This window comes from Caproiciproducens faecalis (assembly GCF_019448085.1).
Classification (GTDB): Bacteria; Bacillota; Clostridia; order Oscillospirales; family Acutalibacteraceae; genus Caproiciproducens; species Caproiciproducens faecalis.
This window is the reverse complement of the sequence record NZ_JAGFNZ010000003.1, coordinates 338,828-358,737: the sequence shown is the minus strand read 5'-3', so window position 1 is coordinate 358,737 and position 19,910 is coordinate 338,828. Positions and strand designations below refer to the sequence as shown.

Here is a 19,910-nt window from a genome sequence, read left to right as displayed (position 1 = left end):
GTAAGGCGCTTGACTATAATACCAAATACATCCCCGTAAGTCAACCCTTTTTCTAAACTTTTTTAAACTTTTTTTAAAAAGGCTTGTTTCGCGCCCATTTTGTCGTACCTTCCGACACCTTTCAACCGCGGGCGCGCCTGACTGCAAAGGCGATTTTCGCGGCCTGTACCGCCTGTGCCACATCATGGGCGCGAACCATGTCCGCGCCGTCCGCCACGGCGATGCTGTGGGCCGCCAGCGTACCGGCAAGGCGCTGCTCATAGGGCGGACTGCCGCACTCCAGACCGATGACCTGCTTGCGCGAGGCCGCGACCAGCAGAGCACAGCCGTCCACACGGAGCTGAGCCACGTTCCCCAGCAGGCACAGATCCTGCTCATGGGTTTTTCCAAAACCGATACCGGGGTCAAAGCAAAGACGCTCTTTGCGAATACCGGCCTTGATTAGGATGTCCCTCTTTTTTATAAAATATTGATTGACATCCTGAATAATTTTTTCTTCTGTCCCATTGTGGTGCATGACAATACAGCCACAGTCGGAACGCGCCGCCACAGCAACCATTTCTGCGTTATCAAAGCCGTTGAGATCGTTGAGAACCGACACACCGTATTTGAGCACCTCCGCCGCCACACGCGGATAAAACGTATCCACGGAAAGCGGGACGGCAAGGCGGCCGTTCAGCTGCATCAGTACGGGAAGAAGTCTTTCCAGCTCCTCCTCCGGAGTGAGCAATGTACTGCCCGCACGCGCGGACTGCGCCCCAATGTCGATGATATCCGCGCCCTGATCCTGCATTTCCAGCGCCCGGGCCGCCGCTTTTTCGGGTGTGAGGAAGCGGCTCCGGTCGGTCAGAGAATCGGGTGTAACGTTCAGGATTCCCATTACATAAGCTTTTTCCCCAAAAGGAAGGCTATACTTTCCCGCACAAAACTGATTCATCCTCATATCCTCCTTTTTTCCACGCACCGATTAATCATATTCCAAAATAACGGTCAATCCACGGCACTTCTCCGCCTGAACATACTGAATTTTGTCTTCGTTGATTCTGCTGCCGGCCTTCAGGGTACGATTTGCCTGCTCAACATAACTGGAAAGCTGATAACGGGGTGCTCCTACCATCTGTGCCACCGTATTTTCATAGTTTAATTTTTCATCAATATAAAATTCGACGGTGGGACTTTTGGTTTTTGCCGCGGCAGCGAGCGCAGCCGACGCCTTGTTATTGTTTTTACTGTTAAATCCACTGACAGCAATCCCTTTTGCCCGAAAATAGTTTGCCTTCATAGATGTGCAGGCGGGCAGCGGCAAATTGTAATCGACGGAAGAGCCGTCCCCATTCTTTACGTTTTCCCCTTCTGCCAGAAGAATATTCCCGCTGATGCTGTGATCCGCGCGAATGATACTATCGGTTACATTAAAATAGTTGTAATTAACCAGATCGCTGTCACCCCATGTGGAATCAAGGTGATACCACTCTCCGTCAATTTTGATGATGTTCCACATATGCGGCTCTCCGTTGCCGCTGCCGCTGACCGTGCGGCAGTCAAGTCCGCAGTAAGAGGCCAGAAGCTGCATTGCCTCCGAATAGCCTTCACAGACCGCCGTTCCGTCCACCAGTACGCCGGTCGCTTCATGAGCGGCCCAGCGCTTGGAATCGGTCACCGCGGCATTGTCATATGTACACATTTTTGCAATTGCCTGAAAAAGGTAGATTTCCCGATCCAGCTCACTCAGCCCCGCCGGCACTGCGCCGATGACCGAAGCAACCGCCGCGTTCATTTTTTTAACCAGTTCACTGCACTTTTCCGGCGGCAGATAGCTGAAAAGCCGTACGGTGGTATTCCCCGACCGATAGGTGTAGGAATACTGACTGGCCAGCCAGAAAATCTGCGGGTTGTCACCGCGCAGGGCAAGCACCGCCGTACGAATCTGCTTTTCGGAGAGCTCCTGACCCTTCACGCTCGCCCCGTCAGTGGGGTAATATCCGTCCTTGTCAGCTTCCTTCGCGATAGCGTGTACCGATTTTAAAAGCTCCTGATAAAGCGCGCGGCTGCCGCTGTCCGTCAGGCTGTCCAGTCCCGCTGTCTGATGAAACACCGGGTAATGCTTAGACACGGGGGCGGCATCCCGCAATACGGAAACAGTGTTTTTATCCCCCGAAGCGGGCTCCGGCTCCGCCTGTCCGGCACTCACATCGGATCCCTGCGGGAGTACGGAAGCGAGAGCACTTTGCAGATAACCCGTAAGCGGGTCATTCCACTGAAGTCCAAGCCTGTCATGATACAGAAATAAAACTACGAACATGCCGATTAGTCCGGTCAGCATCACCGTCATAACCGCGGATAAAAACTTTTTCATGGACTCCTCCGGATACTGGATAAATTAGTATGATTATTATAGCACGCCCATAAATAAAATCAATTGACAAAAAAAGGGCCCGCAGGAAAGTCCTGCGGGTCACTGTTCGTTATTTGTATTTCAGGTAAAGGGTAATGCCCCGGTCGACCCTGTCGCCAATATATTGCAGGTTATCCGTATCGATCCGGTTCCCTGTCCCCTGCATACTGTTTACCGCGCTGACACACTTCATCAGCTGGTAAGGCGAGCCGGTCGTCATCCCGGTAATGACCGCGTCATAATCCGCGCTTTCATCTATATAGAAAGAAACGGACGTGCTTTTGGCTTTGATTGCGGAAGCAAGAGCGTTCTGGACGGTGCTGTCCTCCGAGCTGCTGCTCACCTTTGCGGCTTTGGCCCGGAAGTAATTGGCCGCCGTGGCGGTACAGGCCGGAATCGTCAGATTGCACCTTGCGGCTTCGCCGTCAACCGTGCCGTCTATCTGATCTTCCGTCAAAGTGGAAGCACTCGGGAAGATGGTGCGCGACTGCGCAATGGCCGTATCATTCAGGTTGAAGTAGTTATATACTTCCGTGTTACTGTCTCCCCAGGTCGTGTCCAGATGATACCAGTTGCCGTCGATTTTGATGACATTCCACATATGGTTGACTCCGCTGCTCTGCCCGCTGAGCAGCATACACTGCAGCCCGGCATAACTGGAAAGCAGCTGCATGGCTCTGGAGTAACCCTCGCAGACAGCGGTCCCGTCAATCAGCACGCCATAGGAGGAAAACGCCTGCCAGATACCGGTGTTGGTAACAGCCGCATCATTATAGGTGCAATTTTGCGCTATATAATGAAAAAGATATAATTCCCGGTCAAGCTCGCTCAGCCCTGCCGGCATCGCGCTGATAACGGCGCTCACCTTCTGGTTCATTTTCTGAATCATAGCGGTGCAGTTGGGCTGTGACGCGACGGAATAGAGCTGGATGTAGGTGTTGTTGTTGGCATAGGCATAAGAATATGCGTTTGCAAGCCAGAAAATCTGCGGGTTATCGTTGAGGAACGCAAGCAGAATCAGGCGCAGCTGCGCTTCAGAAAGGGTGGAATCAGAAACAGTGATTTTCTGGATGGGGTAGTACCCTTCGGAAGTGGTTGACGCCGATATTTGATAAGCGCCTTGGAAAATCTGTTTATACACATTACGGCTGACAAGGTCGGGCAGGAAGTTGTACCCCTCCCGCTGGTCAACATAAACGTAGCCGGGTTTTGCGGCGGCCGCCATTTTGGGGATGCTAAACTGCGTGCCGTTGTCCGCCAGCGCATCGTCAGACACCTTCTGCAGCGTCTGTCCCGCCGTCTTTTTTTGTGTTTTGGGGGTGACTGCCGTCTGCTTTACGCTTTTAGCGGCGGCGGAGGAAATCTCACTGGAGGGAACAGCGGACTCTGTTCCTTCCGTTTTCTGACTGGAAGCTTCCGTTGACCCTGCCGACGGATTTATTTGGGAAGCAGAACTGCCGCTCTGCACTGACGAGGATTCCGTCCGGGAGGACAATTCGGGGGCGGCGGCCGTCTGCGCACATCCGGCAAGAGGCAACGCTAAAATGACCGCGGCCAGAAACCCCGCCAGAACGGAACGAACGCGGCTGTGTTTTATAACATTCATATTTTCAATCCCTTCCAAATAAATCTTTAGGGTTATTATACCATGTATTTGTGATATTTTTGTGAAAAAAAATGAAAATATTGGAAAAGTTGTTTTTCCCGCGCTGTCAGCAAGCCAGTATTTGCCTGATCGACCGGTACAGCTCGCCTTTTACGCTGTCAATCGGGTAAGGCATTCCCAAAACAATGGAATTATAGCACACGGCTCCGACCATGGAAACAACAATGTAGAGGCGCTGTTTCGCCACTTCACTGTCACCCCCCGCAGTGATGAAGTGCTGGATAAAAATCTGCTTTGCCCCCTCCATTTCTTCATAGGTCAGCGCCTTTTCATATAAATCCCAAGAAAGATTTTTGTAGATCAGGGAAAGCAATTTCTTATCCTGTTTAAAGAATTCAATTAAATAGTCCACAAAAAAGATGACACTCTGCAGAAAATCCATTTCTTTTATTTTCTGCCTTTCCGCAACCGCTTTCATGGCTCCGTCAAACACAGCGGCGCTCTTTTTCAAAATAATTTTGTCTACCAGATCGTATTTATCCTTGCAGTACAGATAAAACGTTCCTTTTGCAACGCCCGCCTTCTTGACAATATCGTCTATAATCGTGTTGTGCACGCCCTTGGAGGTAAACAGCTCGTAAGCGGCGTCGTACAGCTTGGTCATTTTGAGTTTTTTATTCTCCAGTATTTTTGTCGTCTTCAATTTCCGTCATCCCATTCCTTTTATAATAGCAAAACATAAAATGACTTTTAGTCAGTACAAGTATAATCGCAGTTCTGACGGCTGTCAAGGAAGGAAATCCGTAAAGGGCCTGTTAATTCCCTGAAATTATGCGATTTTACCGGACGGCAATAAAAAATACTCAGGCAAAAAGCCTGAGTGCCGGAACGCTGTTATGCCCTATATGACTGCAAAGCCGAACTGCTCACCGAAAACCTTTCTCAGCTGCCGGGTAAAATCCCCTTTCCCCAAAACCGCGCTGGACTGGTACCCCTGTTCCCGGAATTTTCGAATTAAATTCTCCGGGCACTCCGTATACAATGCCCGGCGAAGCGCATGTTTTGCCGCCGCGCAATCGCTGCCGCTGTAAGAGAGCCGCTCCACACTGCAAAAAACACGCCCCGACTGCATTTTGCAGGCAATCAGTGTCAGGGGGACCAAGTCCCCGCTTTCCGGTTCTTCGCATTCTTTCAGGCGGTCAAAAACCAACTCAATGGGTACGCTGTAAGAAGAGCTTCCGTTTGCCGCGGACAGAAAGTTTTTCATCATCCCGTTCAAGTCTTTCTCCTCACACGGAAAGATGCCCTGAATCCGTTCCCGGGCTTTCAGAATCCGATATTCCGGATTAAACACGCGCAGCGCCGCAACCTCCGGAGCAGCGGCGCCGGCACCTCTTCCGTCGTAGGTACAGTCCTTAAACAGATGGGGCAAAGAGCGCCCCCGCGCCGCTCGTCTGCTGTAATCCCCGCCGCAAGTACAGTCCCAGCCAAAACCGGTCATGCTCAAATCCCCCTCCCATTCCGTATCCTTCACAAAAAAACTCTTGAAGCGTTTCTTTATAACCAGTATAATAGTTATAATTTCTGTTTGCTATCGGAATTTTGCCCATTTCTATAACAATATTGCAATTTGGAGGGCTGATCTATGAAACGATTGCTCCTGCGGAAAAACCTGTCGGAAGAGTCGCCGCACGGGGATTATGGCTTCCCGTTTTTTCTGAGTCATGAGATTCTTTCGGAATACGAGCATGCGAGTTTTGAGATCCACTGGCACCCTGAACTGGAGTTTACCGCCGTTTTGGAGGGAGCAATGGAGTATCAGGCAAATGATACCGTTTACCGCCTGACAAAGGGAGACGGAATGTTTGTCAACGCAAACGTTCTGCACACCGCGAAATCGTACGACGGACAGGATTGTTCGTATCTGGTGGTTACCTTTAACCCCGTCCTAATTTTCGGGCATGAAAACAGTACGGTTGAAAGCGCTTATGTGCGTCCGGTTCTACAGTCAAGGAACTGTTCTTCCTTTTACCTGAACCCGGGAATTGGGCCGCAGAACCGGATCATTCGGCTCATCCGTGAAATCGGCAGGGTTGACCTGCAAAACGAAAACTGCCGGGAGCTGGAAATTAAGATCAGGCTGTGCAAAATGTGGGTGCTGCTGTACGGGGAGCTGCAGGGCCTCCTTTCGGAAAAAGACATGGCGGGATCGAAAGACATCCTGTATTTAAAGCAGACGCTGGATTATCTGCACAGTCATTACCAGGAAAAGCTGACGCTGGACAGTCTGGCGGCATCCTGCAACATCAGCAAAAGCAGGTACTGTCACTTTTTCAAAAAGACCATGCGGCAAACCCCTTTTGAGTACCTTATAAAATACCGTATTGAAAAGAGTATTCCGCTTCTCTTGAGCGGGGACTGCAACATCACCGAAATTTCGGAAAAAGTCGGCTTTTCCGGCGCAAGTTACTATTCTGAGAATTTCAAAAAATACATGAACTGCTCCCCGTCCGAGTATCGGAAAATACATGCATCTTAAACAAAACGAGCAGCCGGATCATGATCTGTTGCCCCCAGTTTAGACAGAGTAAAAAACAAAACATGTATTGATATCGATGTTTCGCTTTGCTATACTTATTTTCAGGCATTTACAAACTACTACCTGTTTTCAGCTATTCAACGACCCTATCGATCGCTTATTCAGATCTTACAGTATCTATGTTCTATCATTCTATATCAATTCAACTTATACAGCTGCATTGCTTAATGCATCGGCAACCGCCCGCATGATGCCGTTGCTGCTGAATGTGGCACCCGAAACCGCGTCAACATCGGTTGACTGGCTGCTGATAATCTCTTGTGAAACCGTTGAATAAGCACGGTTAAGAAACTTCCTGTCATCTCCGGAAGAATCTAAATTAATTGTGTCAATTTTGCCATCCAATACGACAACCGAAACAGTGGTTGTCGCGCCTCTGAAGCCTGTACCGGAGCCTTGATAAGTACCGTCTTTATATAGCTGATTTTCCGTTGCGGAAGGACTTGTTTGGCTGACTGTGGTTGTGTTTCCAGTGGTGATTTCAGCTGCGTTCACAGTGAAATCCCCAGTGTAATAAATACCCGTCATGGTGGCAACCGTGGCAACACCTGCCATCAGTGGACGGATATCTTTTTTTGCAATCGCAAAATCCGCGTTGCCGCGCGGACAGGAAGTAATACACTTCATGCAGTTGATACATTCTCCGCTGCTGACAACATCCATTTTATAAAGAGGGATTCCCATCGCGCAACTGTTGGTACACATTCTGCAGGCTCCGCATTGATTGGAAGGCTTTTTTATTTTTGCAACTCTTAGTTTGGAAACCAAGGAAAAGATTGCGCCCAAAGGACATAGATAGCGGCAAAAGAACCGTTCAATTAAGGCGGAGGCAACGATTATTGCAATAAAAGCCGCAAATCCAACCGTAAGATTAGTAAGTACATAAGGAAAATCCGGAACCTTGCCTACGGTTACAAGCATTCCAAACACATCCCATGGACTTGCCGTACGAAACGCAGTGATTTCAAGAGTCCATACATCAACGACCAGTATTGCAAGCACGATATATTTTATAATCTTCATCCACGCGTCGGCCTGTTCACTTAGTTTAAATTTTTTCTTAAATACCCTTTGGGAAATTCGATAAATAAAATCACTAAAAGAACCGAAAGCACACATCCATCCGCAGAAAAAGCGTCCTAATAAAATTGTAATGGGAATAATCGCGATGACTTCAATTAACTGGGGGATCACATTGGCACTGATGCTCCGGTGAATGAAAGCCAGATAAATTTGTTTGACTCCGTCCAAAGTGCTAATATACAGCGCAGGTAAAAAAACGAACAAAACAATTTGCAGTAAGAGCCTTGAAAGTTGTAAAATGGAAAGTTTTCTTTTTGTTTTCATAATGTTAAGTCCTCATATATTCATTCAAATTTTGAAATGGCGGATTAACCCGTTCGTTACTGTTACTGTTAGGTCATCTGTTACAAAGATAGCTTCTGCCCTGAATTTCTGTAAAAGCGGCATACTTTTTTCGGGGCCCAGTATAAACAGCGCCGTGGTAAGGGCATCCGCATCCGTTGAACATGTGCAGACCGCCGTCACGCTGAGCAAAGAGTTCTGCACGGGTTTCCCAGTACGAGGATCCAAAATATGGTGATAGTGTATCCCGTCTTTTATAAAAAAGCGTTCATTGCTGCCCGAGGTAACAACCGTTTTATCTGTAATGGATAAAACGCCAAGATAATTACCCGTGGGTGCAATTGGGTTTTGAATTCCGACCTGCCATGGCTGCCCATCCGGACGGCTGCCAATCGTAATTACATTGCCCCCCAGATTAACCATGGCGCTTTGAATTCCATTTTCAACCAGAATCCGCTTGACTTCATCCGCAGCGTACCCTTTGGCGATTCCCCCCAGGTCCAGAGCCTGCCCCTGATTTTTCAACGCTGCGCTCAACGATTCAGAATCCAGCTGAATATCCTGATAATCGACTAAACGAAGAGCTTCCTGTATTTCGATTTCAGAAGGAACAAAGCTTCCTTTTTTATTGATTCCCCAAAGTTCGACTAACGGACGTATGGTAATATCAAATGCACCGTTTGAAAGATCACTGAATTCAACAGCTTTTCGAATCAATTGAAAAGTGTCTTTGTGTATATTCTGAAACCTTTCCCCTGAATTTCTGCTTAGTTTTGAAAGATCACTTTCTGTTTTAAACGCAGACATTCTATTATCAATTTCGGTTACTCTGTCGATTGCTTTTTCAATCGCATCTTCTTTTGCAAAATCAAATATCTTAATATAATTGATGGTTCCGAGCGCAAAGAAAACTTTATCAATCGCCTTGTCCATCCTTGCTTTTTTTAGCATCATAACACCTGTTACCTTCATCTTTTATAGTTCCAGCAAGATAAAAATAACATTTCAAGGTGAAAGCGCAGTGAAAAAAGCAGAAAGGTTCTGTGTATTTATGATTAATATACGATGAACGAAGCAAAAGGCCACCTGATAGGTGACCTCTACAAGCTATGTTTCAATCCGGACAGGCGCAGAATGAAAGACAGGTGAAATTAATATCGATATTAATCTAAAATATACAATGAAGTATGCGGGTGTCCACAGCTTTTATTGGTCGGTATACTGCAGCAGCGCCAGTTTTGCCGCGGTATTCCTATTGTCTAAGCATTTTAAAAACAGCCAAATTGGCTTAGTCCTGGCAATCGCTAATATTTTTGCTGTATTTCTTCAGCCTGCAGTAGCGGCGTTTGCCGACACCCGGAAAATATCCATGAAGGATTTGATTTTAATCCTTGTAGGAGCAGCGGGCGTACTTGCGGTAAGCCTGTGCTTTCTGTCAAGCTGTTTTCTTGTACTTGCGGCGTTGTTCATCCTCCAACTGATTGTTCTTTTCACACTGCAGCCTTTGGTCAATTCTCTGGGGATGCAGCTAATTAATAAAGGGATTTCAATGAACTTTGGCCTTGCGAGAGGAATGGGTTCTATGGCATATGCGGTATGTTCGGTTTTGTTGGGTGTTCTTGTAGAAAACCTGGGCGCGGATTTCCTTTCGGTGATTTCCGTCGGGTTGTACATAGCGCTTGGAATCGTCATTTATACTTTTACAAACAAACAATTTCCGCTTGCTGAGAGTGCTATCACACATTCGGAAAGTGTTGAAACTGCAAAAGAAACAGAAAATACCCATATGAATCATTCATTCTCATTTTTTTTACACAACAAAAAATATTGCGCTTTTCTGGCAACAGTATCCCTTACGTTTTGTTCGCACTCCATCATCAGCAATTACCTGATACAGATTACTGAAAATGTCGGCGGTACCGCAAAGGAAATGGGGATCGCTACTGGAATTGCCGCAGCGATTGAATTGCCGGCTATGATTTTATTTTGTTTTTGCGTAAAAAAAATTCGCTGCAGCTCAATTCTGAAATTCTCCCTGTTCTTTTTTGTGATTAAGACCGTAATCACAATGTTAGCCACCAATGTATGGATGTTATATGCCGCACAGCTTTTTCAGTTTAGTTCATACGCGCTGTTTATTCCGGCTTCCATCTATTATGTGAACGAAATCATTAAAAAAGATGACTTAGCGAAAGGACAGGCTTTTATGACAAGCGCGATTACTCTTGGCGGTGTGGCTGCAAGTCTTATCGGCGGGTGGCTCTTAGATGGGTTCGGTGTGGACAAAATGCTTTTTGCTGGATTGATTGCCGCAGCACTCGGGTTTATATTAGGACTGTATGCTATTGAGAGGGTGGAAATAAAAGAATTCGCATCAAACAAATCATCTTCCCAGTAATTATTGAAACGATTTTATCCGGTGATTTTTAAGAAAACCATGCCCCAGACTCTTTTTAAATATCTTTATAAAAGCAAAAAACTGCCGGAAAAACCGGCAGTTTTTTTATCTGCGAATCATTCATTATTGCAGTGTTTGCGCCAGAGTCTTTTGGACGGATACAGCCATTACGAAGGAAATAATAATCTCAAAAACCATAAGCAGAAGAAACTGTATCAGGTTACAGGCGATCGAAAATCCGATCATGACAATCGGCACCATCATGGCCGCTCCCAAAAGCAGTCTTTTGCCGTACAGGAGCTGTGCGTAAGTCCATATTTTCTCATTCTGCATGGACAGCGGTGTCCGATAAGCCATTTTACTGCTTTTGCTTGGGGGCGAAATCAGGTAACGTATTCCAACAATAAGAAGATATGCCGGGAGAATCCCCAGTAGATATTTCATAAAATCAGCCTTTCCGCTGCGCTGCAGCTCTGTTGTACGTCCAAACCGGCATACGGCGGGGAATCATGAGAATTCCCCGCCGCGTTTTTTACCGGTTCTTACTTACCGGTTACTTTCTCTTTCATGCCGGTCTTCTCAATGACTTCTCCGTAATAATTGTACTCTTTTTCAATTTTCTTAGAGAATTCGTCGGGGCTCATAAAGGCGACTCCCTGTCCGATCTTTTGCATTTCTTTCTGGAAATCGGCGTCATTCAGAATGCCCTCAAAGCCCTTGTTCAAAGTTGTGGACACATTTTCCGGAATATCCTTGGGAGCGAAAATGCCTTTCCAAACCGTAAAGTCAATGTCGTATCCCAGTTCCTGGAAGGTCGGGACGTCGGGCAGCGCGGGGTCGCGCTTTCCGGTCGAGGTGGAAACTGCCAGAGCGTCGATTTCGCCGCCCTTAAGGATCGGGAGAACCTCCGAAGGATGCAGAACGCCGGCATTGATATGTCCGCCGAGCAGCGCCGCTTTCACTTCTGAATTGCCCTTGTAGCCAATCGCTTCCGCCTTAACGCCGGCGTCGCTGAACAGCTTCTCCATTACGAGGTGAACCGGGCCGCCAATAGAGGAATTCGCGTGTTTAATGCTGCCCGGGGCGTCTTTGCCCTGCTGAATCAAATCCTTCAGATCTTTATACTTGCCCTTCTTCGTTACCAGAACGATCGCTTCTTCAGAAACCTGTGCGACCGGCTTCAAATCGGAGTATGTATACTGGATCTGTCCGTAATGAGGCTGAACGCAAACAGCGCCTACCGGAGAAAACACCACGGTGTATCCGTCCGGCTTCGCTTTGGCTGTTTCTGCGGTTGCCAGCGTGGACGCTCCGCCCGGCTGGTTTACGATCACCATGGGTTTTCCGAAATATTTATCGGAATAATTGCTCATCAGTCTTGCGATTGCATCGGAGCTGCCTCCCGCCTCAACCGGTACGACCAGTGTGATGGCCTTGGTCGGGAACTTTGCTTCTTCTTTTTTGTCGGCGGATGCTCCGTCCGACTTCTGGCACCCGGAAGCGGCGGAGACGATCATCGCCCCGGCCAGCACACCTGCCAGCAGTTTTTTACTTGTGATTTTCATATTGCTCCTCCCATCTTTATCAGAAAGTCAAGGACTCGCCTTTGACTTTGGATAACATAACCTTTTTCGAAAGCCGACTGCCGATCAGACAGCCTCATCGAAAACTATTTTTTTTGAACGGAAATTTTTGAATATTATAAAGATCAGCATGATAAATGTTACCGCGAAAATACTTCCGCTGATCGGCCTTGTCAAAAAGCCCATGAAACTGCCGTCGCTCATAATCAGCCCCTGACGCAGGCCCTCCTCGCTGATGGAACCCAGCACCAGACCGATGACAAGCGGTGCGGCTGAAACCTTAAAGTATTTCAGCGCGAATCCGGCAATGCCGAAAATCAGAATCAGAATTACGTCGAACATCGAGCTGTTGACACTGTAAGCGCCCAAAAGCATCAGAGCCGTTACAATCGGCATTAAAATCTTGGCCGGTACGTTCGTCAGCTTGGCAAAAATACCGACAAGCGGCAGATTCAGAATCAGCAGCATAATATTGCCGACATACATGCTGGCGACCGCCAGCCAGAACAGGTCGGAATGCTCCGTAATAAAAGTCGGGCCGGGCGTTATTCCGTGAATCATCAGTCCGGTCAAAAGCATGGCGGTGTTTGCGTTGAAGGGAAGCCCCAGCGCCAGCAACGGAATCATTGCTCCGGAAGATGCGCTGTTGTTGGCCGATTCAGGACCGGCAACACCCTCGATTGCACCTTCGCCGAATTCCTCCGGATGTTTGGAGACCGTCTTTTCCATTTTGTAAGAAACAAGCGAAGAGATAACGGCGGACGGTCCCGGGATCAGTCCAATGAAAAATCCCAGCAGGGACCCCCTTAAAATCGGCATGGTCGAGCGTTTCATTTCATTCTTGGTCGGGTACAGATCCTTCGCCTTGATTTTAATCAAATCGCCGGTCGAATAAGGCTCCACTACCGTGGTCAGCACTTCCGCCAGACCGAACGCACCCATGGAAATAGGCAGAATGTCGATTCCCCTGGTCAGCTCGGGAACATGGAACGTCAGCCGGATAAACCCGGTCAGCGGGTCTGTTCCGATGCTGCTGAGCATCATGCCGATAATAACCATTAAAAAGGATTTCAGGAAGGAATTTCCCGTGAGATTGCTCAGCAGGATAATTCCGATCACCGCGATTGCAAAATACTCCGGTGCCGCAAAGCTCAGAGCAAACCGCGCGAGCGGCGGGGCAAACAGCATCAGCCCGACAATCCCCAGCGTGCCCGCCACAAACGAGCCGATTGCGGAAATAGACAGGGCAGCTCCCGCCCTTCCTTTTTTCGCCATCTTATAGCCGTCAAGGCATGTAATAACCGACACAGATTCTCCCGGCATATTCAGCAGGATGGACGTCGTTGATCCGCCGTACATGGAGCCGTAGTAAATACCGGCAAACATAATCAGTCCGCTGCCCGGGTCCATTCCGTAACTGAAAGGAAGCAGCAAAGCCATTGCGCCGACGGGCCCGATTCCCGGAAGAACCCCGACAACCGTTCCGGTGAGAACGCCAATAAAGCAAGCCAGCAGATTCTGCTGTGAAAACGTCTGAATAAACGCGTTAAACAAATTTCCCCATATCATTCTATATCACCTCCCAAAAATTAAATCAAAAATCCTGTGGGCAGCACCACTTCCAGCACCACGCCGAACAGAAGATAAAAACAGACCGCTGTTCCGGCGGCAAGAAGAAGCGGCTTCCAAATTCCCTGCAGCCCCTGGATCTTGCTCAGCGCAAAGACCAATAAAAACAGGCAGGTATAAGCGCCTATGATCCCCGAGAACACAATAAAGAAAATAATCACGCCAATGTAAGCGAAAAACTTCAGCACATCTTTCCGGCCTGTGAACTCCACACCGGGCTCTTCCTGCTCATCCGTTTCCTTTGCCTTTTTCAAAAGCAAAGTAACGCCGTTGTACGCAGACAGAGCAATCGCGATGACGCTGAGAATAATCGGGTAAAACCCTTGCATGGGCTTTGAAAAAGTACCGAACGGCAACTCTATTGCAGACAGAAAATAAATCAGGCTTACCGCGGTAATTGAGAAATAAAAAATAGAAGCTTTTTTATTCTGGTTCAAATCGTATCCTCCCCTTCTCTCGATTGTCCCTAAAACTCAATATTCAATTGATCCAGCGTATCCGCAACGGACTTCTTTTCTTCGACCGTCAGACACCGGAACGGGAATCTTGCGGGCCCCATGTTGAACCCCTGCAGCTCCAGCGCCGCCTTGTGGGACATGATCGGCATGATGGACCGGAACAATCTTCTGATTTGAATAACCTTGGATTGCTTCTCCCAGATTTCTTGAAAATCACGGATGCCGTAATCGTTCCAGACGCTGCACACCAGTTTGGGGAAGCAGTTGGCCATTGCCACAATGGCACCCTCGCTGCCAAACGCTCTGGCGGCCATAATTTCCGCGTCGTTTCCGGTGATGATCTCCAAACCGTCGGGCTTAAAGCTGGAAAACATTTCAAGCAGATTGGTGAAGCTCATGCTGCTGTCCTTGATTCCCATGATGTTCGGGCACGTCGGCAGAATCTGATTCAGCACGTCGAGTGTAATCGGGTTATGCGTCAGACCGCTCATGTTGTACAGGAAAAGCGGCATTTTCGCGCAATGTTCACTGATATATTGAAAATATTCAACGATGCTTTGCGTATCAAATTTATTGTAGTAAGGCGCTACAACGGAAACTCCGTCCACACCCTCTTTCCCTGCGGCAGCAATCAAAGTATCCAGATCTTCCGGATTCAGCGCGCTTACATTAAACAGCAGCTTTACTCCGGCAGGAAGAACCTGTCTGGCTAATTTCAGCTGTTCGATTCTTTCATTGACAGTCAGGTTGACGAATTCCCCCGATGTCCCCCCTACAAAAATCCCCTTCACGCCGTTGCGCACCGTATAGTCAATCAACCGTTCGTATTCGTCGAAATTGATCTGTCCATCCATTTTAAACGGTGTCAGCAGCGGAACGATAATACCAGATAAAATCATTAAGAAACCCCATGCTTTCTATATCTTATTTTAAAATTGCACCTTCTGCCGCAGAACCGACCTGTTTTGCATAGCGAGCCAGATATCCCTCCGTGACCTTCGGCTCAAATTCAGGCAGTTTTTCCAGGCGGCTGCGGATTTCTTCGTCAGAAACCCTGAGCTGGAGAAGATGGCGGTCTATATCAATATCAATGACATCCCCGTCCTTAATAACGGCAATCGGCCCGCGCTCCGCGGTTTCCGGTGAAATGTGGCCGATGCACGGCCCCCGTGTTGCTCCGGAGAATCTTCCGTCCGTAATCAGAGCGACGGAGTTCGACAGGCCCATTCCAACCAGTGCCGCCGTCGCCGTCAGCATCTCGCGCATTCCCGGCCCGCTTTTAGGGCCTTCATTCCGAATGACAATGACGTCGCCGTGCTGAATTTGAGAACCGTAGATTGCTTTGACGGCATCCTCTTCACATTCAAAGCATCTTGCGGGGCCGGAATGCTTGCGCATTTCGGGAACAACGGCGCTTTGTTTAACCACGGAGCCTTCCGACGCCAGATTACCGAATAAGAACACTAAGGAGCCATGCGGAGCGTAGGCTTTGTCTACCGGGCGGATAACCTCGTCATTCCGTTCAACCAGCGCAGCCGCGTTTTCGCGGTGGGTTTTCCCGCTGACGGTCATCTGATCCAGGTTGGCCAGACTTTCAAGCGACCTCATCAGTCCGCGCACGCCGCCAGCCTGGTCAAGATCCCACAGGGTATGATCCCCGGACGGCTTGATTTTTGCTATGTATGGAGTCTGTTCGGATATTGTTCCAAGATCCTCAAGCGTCATTTTCAGATGCGCTTCCCGGGCAATGGCCGGGATGTGGAGCGACAGATTCGTTGACCCTCCGGCGCTCATTGTGATCTGAACGCCCAGATTCAGCATTTCCTGCGTTACAATGTCCCTGGGCAGAACGTTCTGCTGAACAAGCTCCACGATTCTGAGTCCGCTTTCCTTTGCGATTCGTTTTTTGCTCCCCAGAACGGCATGTGAGGTTGCGCAGCCCGGCAGTGTCATGCCGATTGCCTCCGCAAAGATCGACATGCTGTTTGCGGTACCCATCATGGCACAGGAGCCGGGACCGGGTGAAAAAATTTCCTCCATATGAGTGTACTCGCTGACTGAAAGTTCGCCTTTCACCAGTTTTCCGGCCATTTCCTTCAGCTGATAGGTTCCGTATTCCTTGCCCTGATAGATCGCCGGAAGCATCGGCCCTCCGGTTACCATGATAGCCGGGATGTTGATTCTAAGCGCGGCCATCAGCATAGCGGGCACAATTTTGTCGCACCCGCCAATCAGAACCAGCCCGTCCAGCTGATTTCCGTTTGCAAAGACTTCGACGGAGTCGGCGATGATTTCGCGGCTCGGAAGCACGTTGCACATTCCGACATGTCCCAAAGTAAACCCGTCGCAGATAGAAATCGTGTTCACTTCAAACGGGATTCCTCCGGCTTCGGAAATTCCTTCTTTTACGGCTTTTGCAATCGTGTCCAGATGAACATGTCCCGGATGGAACTCGTTAAAAGTGTTTATCACTCCAATAAACGGCTTTGACATTTCCTCACTGGTGTAACCCATTCCGCGCAGATGTGCGCGGGGGCCGGCCATGCTGAGCCCATTGACGACTTTGGAGCTGCGGTATTTCGTATCCTTGTATTTGAAATCTATATTTTCGTTCATATTTCCCCCCGCTTTGTTTATGAATTCTTGTCCTGAAGATAACCGGTTATGGTCGCCGCGCTTTTTTTGACCTCCTCTGAAAAAGAAATTGCCTTTTCAAGCGAGAAACGGTACTCCGGCGCCGAAATACTGATGGTACCGACCACCGCGCCCTCTTGATTAAAAATAGGCGCTCCAATGCAGACGACATCCGGCACATGTTCCTGCCGGTCAAGAGCATACCCCTGCTCGCGGACCAGCTCCAGTTCGGCACTCAGCTGATCGACGTCCGTAATGGTATGTTCCGTCCGTTTTCTCAGATCGTGCGTCCTCAGATACTGCATCAATTCCTCATGTGATTTATAAGCAAGAAAGATCTTGCCCGCGCTGGTGCAGTACATGGGAATGTGCCAGCCGACCTTGGATTTCAACTGTATCTCGTTTTGAGCGTCTACTTTTGCAATATATGTAACTTCATCACTGTCCGGAGCCATTAAATGAATGGTTTCTTTGCTCAGATCACTCAGCTTTTTCATTTCCGGCCCGGCCAGATCAACCAGCACATCATCCAGCCGCTTGATATGAAGCGCGTCTATCGCATGGATGCCCAGACTGTATTGCTTTGTTTCCTCATTTTTTGTAAGAAGATTGCTTTCGACCATTTCCTGCAGAATCCGGAACACCGTGCTCTTTTTTAAATCGGTCAGCTGGCAGATTTCATTGATCCCGATTTCCCCCTGATTCAAAATGGCAATCAGAATCTGCACTGCTTTTAAGGAACTGTACCGCCCCAGAGATTCAATAAACTGCTTCATATTATATTCCATATATGGAACCTTCATTTCTTATTTGGATTTGTTTCAAATATTATCACATTCTTTTATAAAATTCAATAGATAAATCAGTTTTAAATTATATTTTTTATATATTTCGTTTATAAAAATAAAGTGGCGGTGCGAACCCCTTAACGATCACAGCAAGGCAAAAAAATAAGGACTTGCCGTCTGCAATTTACAGACAGCAAGCCCTTGAGGCCGCTTAATATTTGTCTCACTTTTGGGGGTCAATTCAAATAAAAGATGTCATTATCGTATTCTCATATGGCTTCTTGAAGCATTATCAATTAACATTTTTGATAGTTCAACAAAATAAATCATTGATTTTGATAAATAGGCATCCTTTTTATAGCAAAGATATAACGGGTAGGAATAATTGCCCCTGTCTAAGTGAAAGCAATTAATAGCGGTGGTTTTTTGGTTCATATAATATGATTCCACAATAAACGTACAGCCCTGATCCGCTTCTGCAAGGCGAAACGCGATTTCAATGCTTCTTGTTTCATAAGCTATCTTCGGATGAAATCCATAGTCTGCAAAAATACGGTCCGCAATCATTCGAATCCCCTTCCCGGGCGTTAAAAGAATAAACGGTTCCTCTTTCAGGTCAAGAAGATTGACTGACAGCATTTTATCCCTTTGGGTCTCTGAAAAAACATTTGCATGAGCTGCAAGAAGTACTTTTTCATCCAGAAGTTTTATGCTTTGTACGTCCTCATTGATTGAACTGACAAATGCGAAATCCGCTTTTCCTTCCTGCACGAGATCCAGAAGATTATTATTGTTGGAGCTTTCCACCAACTTGAGCTCCACATCGGGGTACGCTTTCTTAAACCGGGAAAAGATCGGCGGGACAATCACGCCCCCCCTAAACGCTGATACGCCAACGCAGATACGCCCGCGCCTGCTTTGTGAAATATCATCCATCTCTCTGGAGATATTCTCCTCTATTTTCAGAAATTCATTTGCCGCCTCTAAATAGCGTTCCCCCGCATATGTCAGCGTTATAGGAACATTGCTGCGGTCGAAGAGCGGAACGCCTATTTCCCGCTCCAGACGAAGGATGTACTGGCTTAATGACGGCTGAGAGATATAGAGACGCTCCGCCGCTTTTGATATACTGCGTTCTTCCGCAATTGCTTGAACGTACGGGATACTTCTAGGATTGAAATTCATTTTTTTTGCTATCCCCCAATATAGTTGTGAAACTATATTTAATATAATTCCAATAGTATTTGAAATATTTCTATTATCACTATACAATAAAACCACACCGGGAATCAATTGATTTTTTTAGTGTTTTTATCTGAAAGACATTTTTGTGCACGAAATTGCTCTTTCACAGATTAAATGAAGTGAAGGGGATATTTATGAGCCAATTGACAATCATTGGATTAGTCACCATTATAGCAGTGCTTGTACTATTGATAAAGGGAAAATTTATACCGCCGATCGTCTTTATTGTGATCCCTACCATTGCGGCCTTGATTGCGGGATGTTCTCTCAGTCAAATAAGCACTTTTGTAAAAAGCGGGTGGCAGTTCACGGCACCACCAGGAATGCGGAAATGCATAGAAACGAATTCATGGACTTTGCAGATTCAACCTTCACCGCGATATTGGCCCCTTTATTTCCCTGTGGCATCATTGACCGGCAGGACATTCACAATTATAAGTTTATAAAATTCCATGATATTCGTTTTGATTTTCTGCTTTTGGATATGGTTGATGAGGTTACGGAAACGTTCGGAATTATCGGAGATAAGTTCTTACTTCATGGATTTTCCGGGGGCGGGCAGTTTACCAACCGTTTTTATTATTTGCACCCCGAGAGACTGCTGGCCGTATCGATTGGATCTCCGGGTCGGCCTACATACCTTGATGAGAATGAAGAATGGTATACCGGAATTAAGAATTTTGAGACTATTTTTGACAAGAAGCTCGACTTTGAAATGCTAAAAAAAGTCCCTGTTCTGATAAGCGTTGGATTGCAAGATACTGAAAAAATCGATTATTCAGAAGAATCGGACAATTTCAAATCTATTCTGCAGCATGGAGAGAACCGTTTGGAAAGAACCAGAAATCTGTATCAGAATTTTCTTGCTCACGATATTAACGTTCAATTAATGGAAATCGATGGAGCTTCGCACGAGCCGGCAAAAGTTCTTGACGGAGTCAAACAGTTTTTCTCTAAAATATTAGAAGACATATAAAAGGCTTATCATGGAATACCTGATTTTTTAAGACATATACCCCGTTGTCATAAAGCATTTGACAATGGGGTACTATGTCACGGAAAAATGTTTCTTACCGCAGGCGGTATGCTGTAGCCTATGCTTTGTACAGCTTGTGGCTCGGCGTATGCATCGCGGCAACCATACGGCCGGATTGAAAAGCTGCAATCTGACTTGAGCGCGTTTCCGCTTACCGGCCGTAAGGAGCAAATG

General features: G+C 47.4%; 18 protein-coding genes. 3 read left to right on the top strand and 15 right to left on the bottom strand.

Going from position 1 to position 19,910, the window contains the following annotated elements:
- Positions 1-121: 121 nt before the first annotated feature.
- The 5 genes from folP to J5W02_RS10390 form a co-directional block, all read right to left on the bottom strand.
- A complete protein-coding gene (gene folP, locus J5W02_RS10410; RefSeq protein WP_219965612.1) occupies positions 122-937 on the bottom strand; it encodes a dihydropteroate synthase in 816 nt (271 codons plus the stop codon).
- A gap of 30 nt (positions 938-967) precedes the next feature.
- Entirely contained in the window at positions 968-2,356 is a 1,389-nt protein-coding gene (locus tag J5W02_RS10405; protein ID WP_219965611.1) for a transglutaminase domain-containing protein, read from the bottom strand.
- 109 nt (positions 2,357-2,465) lie between these two features.
- The gene (locus J5W02_RS10400; RefSeq protein ID WP_219965610.1) at positions 2,466-4,001 is read right to left on the bottom strand and encodes a transglutaminase domain-containing protein; all 1,536 of its coding nucleotides are present in this window, start codon (positions 3,999-4,001) and stop codon (positions 2,466-2,468) included.
- Between the two features lie 106 nt (positions 4,002-4,107).
- Complete coding sequence (locus J5W02_RS10395; RefSeq protein WP_219965609.1) at positions 4,108-4,704, bottom strand: TetR/AcrR family transcriptional regulator; 597 nt, start codon at positions 4,702-4,704, stop codon at positions 4,108-4,110.
- A 198-nt stretch (positions 4,705-4,902) separates the two neighbouring features.
- Positions 4,903-5,535, bottom strand: coding sequence for a hypothetical protein (locus J5W02_RS10390; protein ID WP_219965608.1), 633 nt, complete (start codon positions 5,533-5,535; stop codon positions 4,903-4,905).
- Positions 5,536-5,646: 111 nt separating this feature from the next.
- Here J5W02_RS10390 and J5W02_RS10385 point away from each other — a divergent pair, with 111 nt between their 5' ends.
- Complete coding sequence (locus tag J5W02_RS10385) at positions 5,647-6,540, top strand: AraC family transcriptional regulator (RefSeq protein WP_219965607.1); 894 nt, start codon at positions 5,647-5,649, stop codon at positions 6,538-6,540.
- A gap of 207 nt (positions 6,541-6,747) precedes the next feature.
- On the opposite strand, the gene J5W02_RS10380 is transcribed toward J5W02_RS10385, so the two are convergent.
- Positions 6,748-7,947, bottom strand: a complete 1,200-nt coding sequence (locus J5W02_RS10380) for a 4Fe-4S binding protein (protein WP_219965606.1) — start codon at positions 7,945-7,947, stop codon at positions 6,748-6,750.
- A gap of 24 nt (positions 7,948-7,971) precedes the next feature.
- Positions 7,972-8,919, bottom strand: a complete 948-nt coding sequence (locus tag J5W02_RS10375; RefSeq protein ID WP_219965605.1) for an FAD:protein FMN transferase — start codon at positions 8,917-8,919, stop codon at positions 7,972-7,974.
- 226 nt (positions 8,920-9,145) lie between these two features.
- Here J5W02_RS10375 and J5W02_RS10370 point away from each other — a divergent pair, with 226 nt between their 5' ends.
- Positions 9,146-10,363 carry an MFS transporter gene (locus J5W02_RS10370; RefSeq protein WP_219965604.1) on the top strand — a complete coding sequence of 406 codons (1,218 nt, stop codon included), beginning with the start codon at positions 9,146-9,148 and terminating at the stop codon, positions 10,361-10,363.
- A gap of 123 nt (positions 10,364-10,486) precedes the next feature.
- Here the strand turns inward: J5W02_RS10370 and J5W02_RS10365 are convergent, their stop codons facing one another.
- The 8 genes from J5W02_RS10365 to J5W02_RS10330 form a co-directional block, all read right to left on the bottom strand.
- Complete coding sequence (locus J5W02_RS10365) at positions 10,487-10,807, bottom strand: SdpI family protein (protein ID WP_219965603.1); 321 nt, start codon at positions 10,805-10,807, stop codon at positions 10,487-10,489.
- 98 nt (positions 10,808-10,905) lie between these two features.
- Positions 10,906-11,928, bottom strand: coding sequence for a Bug family tripartite tricarboxylate transporter substrate binding protein (locus tag J5W02_RS10360; RefSeq protein WP_219965602.1), 1,023 nt, complete (start codon positions 11,926-11,928; stop codon positions 10,906-10,908).
- A gap of 84 nt (positions 11,929-12,012) precedes the next feature.
- Complete coding sequence (locus tag J5W02_RS10355) at positions 12,013-13,515, bottom strand: tripartite tricarboxylate transporter permease (protein WP_219965601.1); 1,503 nt, start codon at positions 13,513-13,515, stop codon at positions 12,013-12,015.
- 20 nt (positions 13,516-13,535) lie between these two features.
- Positions 13,536-14,012, bottom strand: coding sequence for a tripartite tricarboxylate transporter TctB family protein (locus tag J5W02_RS10350; RefSeq protein ID WP_219965600.1), 477 nt, complete (start codon positions 14,010-14,012; stop codon positions 13,536-13,538).
- A gap of 29 nt (positions 14,013-14,041) precedes the next feature.
- Complete coding sequence (locus J5W02_RS10345; RefSeq protein WP_219965599.1) at positions 14,042-14,932, bottom strand: dihydrodipicolinate synthase family protein; 891 nt, start codon at positions 14,930-14,932, stop codon at positions 14,042-14,044.
- 25 nt (positions 14,933-14,957) lie between these two features.
- Positions 14,958-16,649, bottom strand: a complete 1,692-nt coding sequence (ilvD, locus tag J5W02_RS10340) for a dihydroxy-acid dehydratase (protein ID WP_219965598.1) — start codon at positions 16,647-16,649, stop codon at positions 14,958-14,960.
- A 17-nt stretch (positions 16,650-16,666) separates the two neighbouring features.
- Positions 16,667-17,455, bottom strand: coding sequence for an IclR family transcriptional regulator (locus tag J5W02_RS10335; RefSeq protein ID WP_255575680.1), 789 nt, complete (start codon positions 17,453-17,455; stop codon positions 16,667-16,669).
- 258 nt (positions 17,456-17,713) lie between these two features.
- The gene (locus J5W02_RS10330) at positions 17,714-18,748 is read right to left on the bottom strand and encodes a LysR family transcriptional regulator (RefSeq protein ID WP_219965597.1); all 1,035 of its coding nucleotides are present in this window, start codon (positions 18,746-18,748) and stop codon (positions 17,714-17,716) included.
- A gap of 301 nt (positions 18,749-19,049) precedes the next feature.
- Here J5W02_RS10330 and J5W02_RS10325 point away from each other — a divergent pair, with 301 nt between their 5' ends.
- On the top strand, positions 19,050-19,676 hold the full coding sequence (locus J5W02_RS10325; RefSeq protein WP_219965596.1) for an alpha/beta hydrolase family protein: 627 nt from the start codon (positions 19,050-19,052) through the stop codon (positions 19,674-19,676).
- The last annotated feature ends 234 nt before the right edge of the window (positions 19,677-19,910 follow it).

What these genes read in the sequence shown, in the direction of transcription:
- J5W02_RS10355 (WP_219965601.1), bottom strand. Translation starts at nt 13,515, where the DNA reads ATGATATGGGGAAATTTGTTTAACGCGTTTATTCAGACGTTTTCACAG.
- J5W02_RS10385 (WP_219965607.1), top strand. Translation starts at nt 5,647, where the DNA reads ATGAAACGATTGCTCCTGCGGAAAAACCTGTCGGAAGAGTCGCCGCAC.
- J5W02_RS10335 (WP_255575680.1), bottom strand. Translation starts at nt 17,455, where the DNA reads ATGGAATATAATATGAAGCAGTTTATTGAATCTCTGGGGCGGTACAGT.
- J5W02_RS10380 (WP_219965606.1), bottom strand. Translation starts at nt 7,947, where the DNA reads ATGAAAACAAAAAGAAAACTTTCCATTTTACAACTTTCAAGGCTCTTA.
- J5W02_RS10370 (WP_219965604.1), top strand. Translation starts at nt 9,146, where the DNA reads ATGAAGTATGCGGGTGTCCACAGCTTTTATTGGTCGGTATACTGCAGC.
- J5W02_RS10375 (WP_219965605.1), bottom strand. Translation starts at nt 8,919, where the DNA reads ATGATGCTAAAAAAAGCAAGGATGGACAAGGCGATTGATAAAGTTTTC.
- J5W02_RS10325 (WP_219965596.1), top strand. Translation starts at nt 19,050, where the DNA reads ATGGACTTTGCAGATTCAACCTTCACCGCGATATTGGCCCCTTTATTT.
- J5W02_RS10405 (WP_219965611.1), bottom strand. Translation starts at nt 2,356, where the DNA reads ATGAAAAAGTTTTTATCCGCGGTTATGACGGTGATGCTGACCGGACTA.
- J5W02_RS10365 (WP_219965603.1), bottom strand. Translation starts at nt 10,807, where the DNA reads ATGAAATATCTACTGGGGATTCTCCCGGCATATCTTCTTATTGTTGGA.
- J5W02_RS10360 (WP_219965602.1), bottom strand. Translation starts at nt 11,928, where the DNA reads ATGAAAATCACAAGTAAAAAACTGCTGGCAGGTGTGCTGGCCGGGGCG.
- J5W02_RS10400 (WP_219965610.1), bottom strand. Translation starts at nt 4,001, where the DNA reads ATGAATGTTATAAAACACAGCCGCGTTCGTTCCGTTCTGGCGGGGTTT.
- ilvD (WP_219965598.1), bottom strand. Translation starts at nt 16,649, where the DNA reads ATGAACGAAAATATAGATTTCAAATACAAGGATACGAAATACCGCAGC.
- J5W02_RS10345 (WP_219965599.1), bottom strand. Translation starts at nt 14,932, where the DNA reads ATGATTTTATCTGGTATTATCGTTCCGCTGCTGACACCGTTTAAAATG.
- folP (WP_219965612.1), bottom strand. Translation starts at nt 937, where the DNA reads ATGAATCAGTTTTGTGCGGGAAAGTATAGCCTTCCTTTTGGGGAAAAA.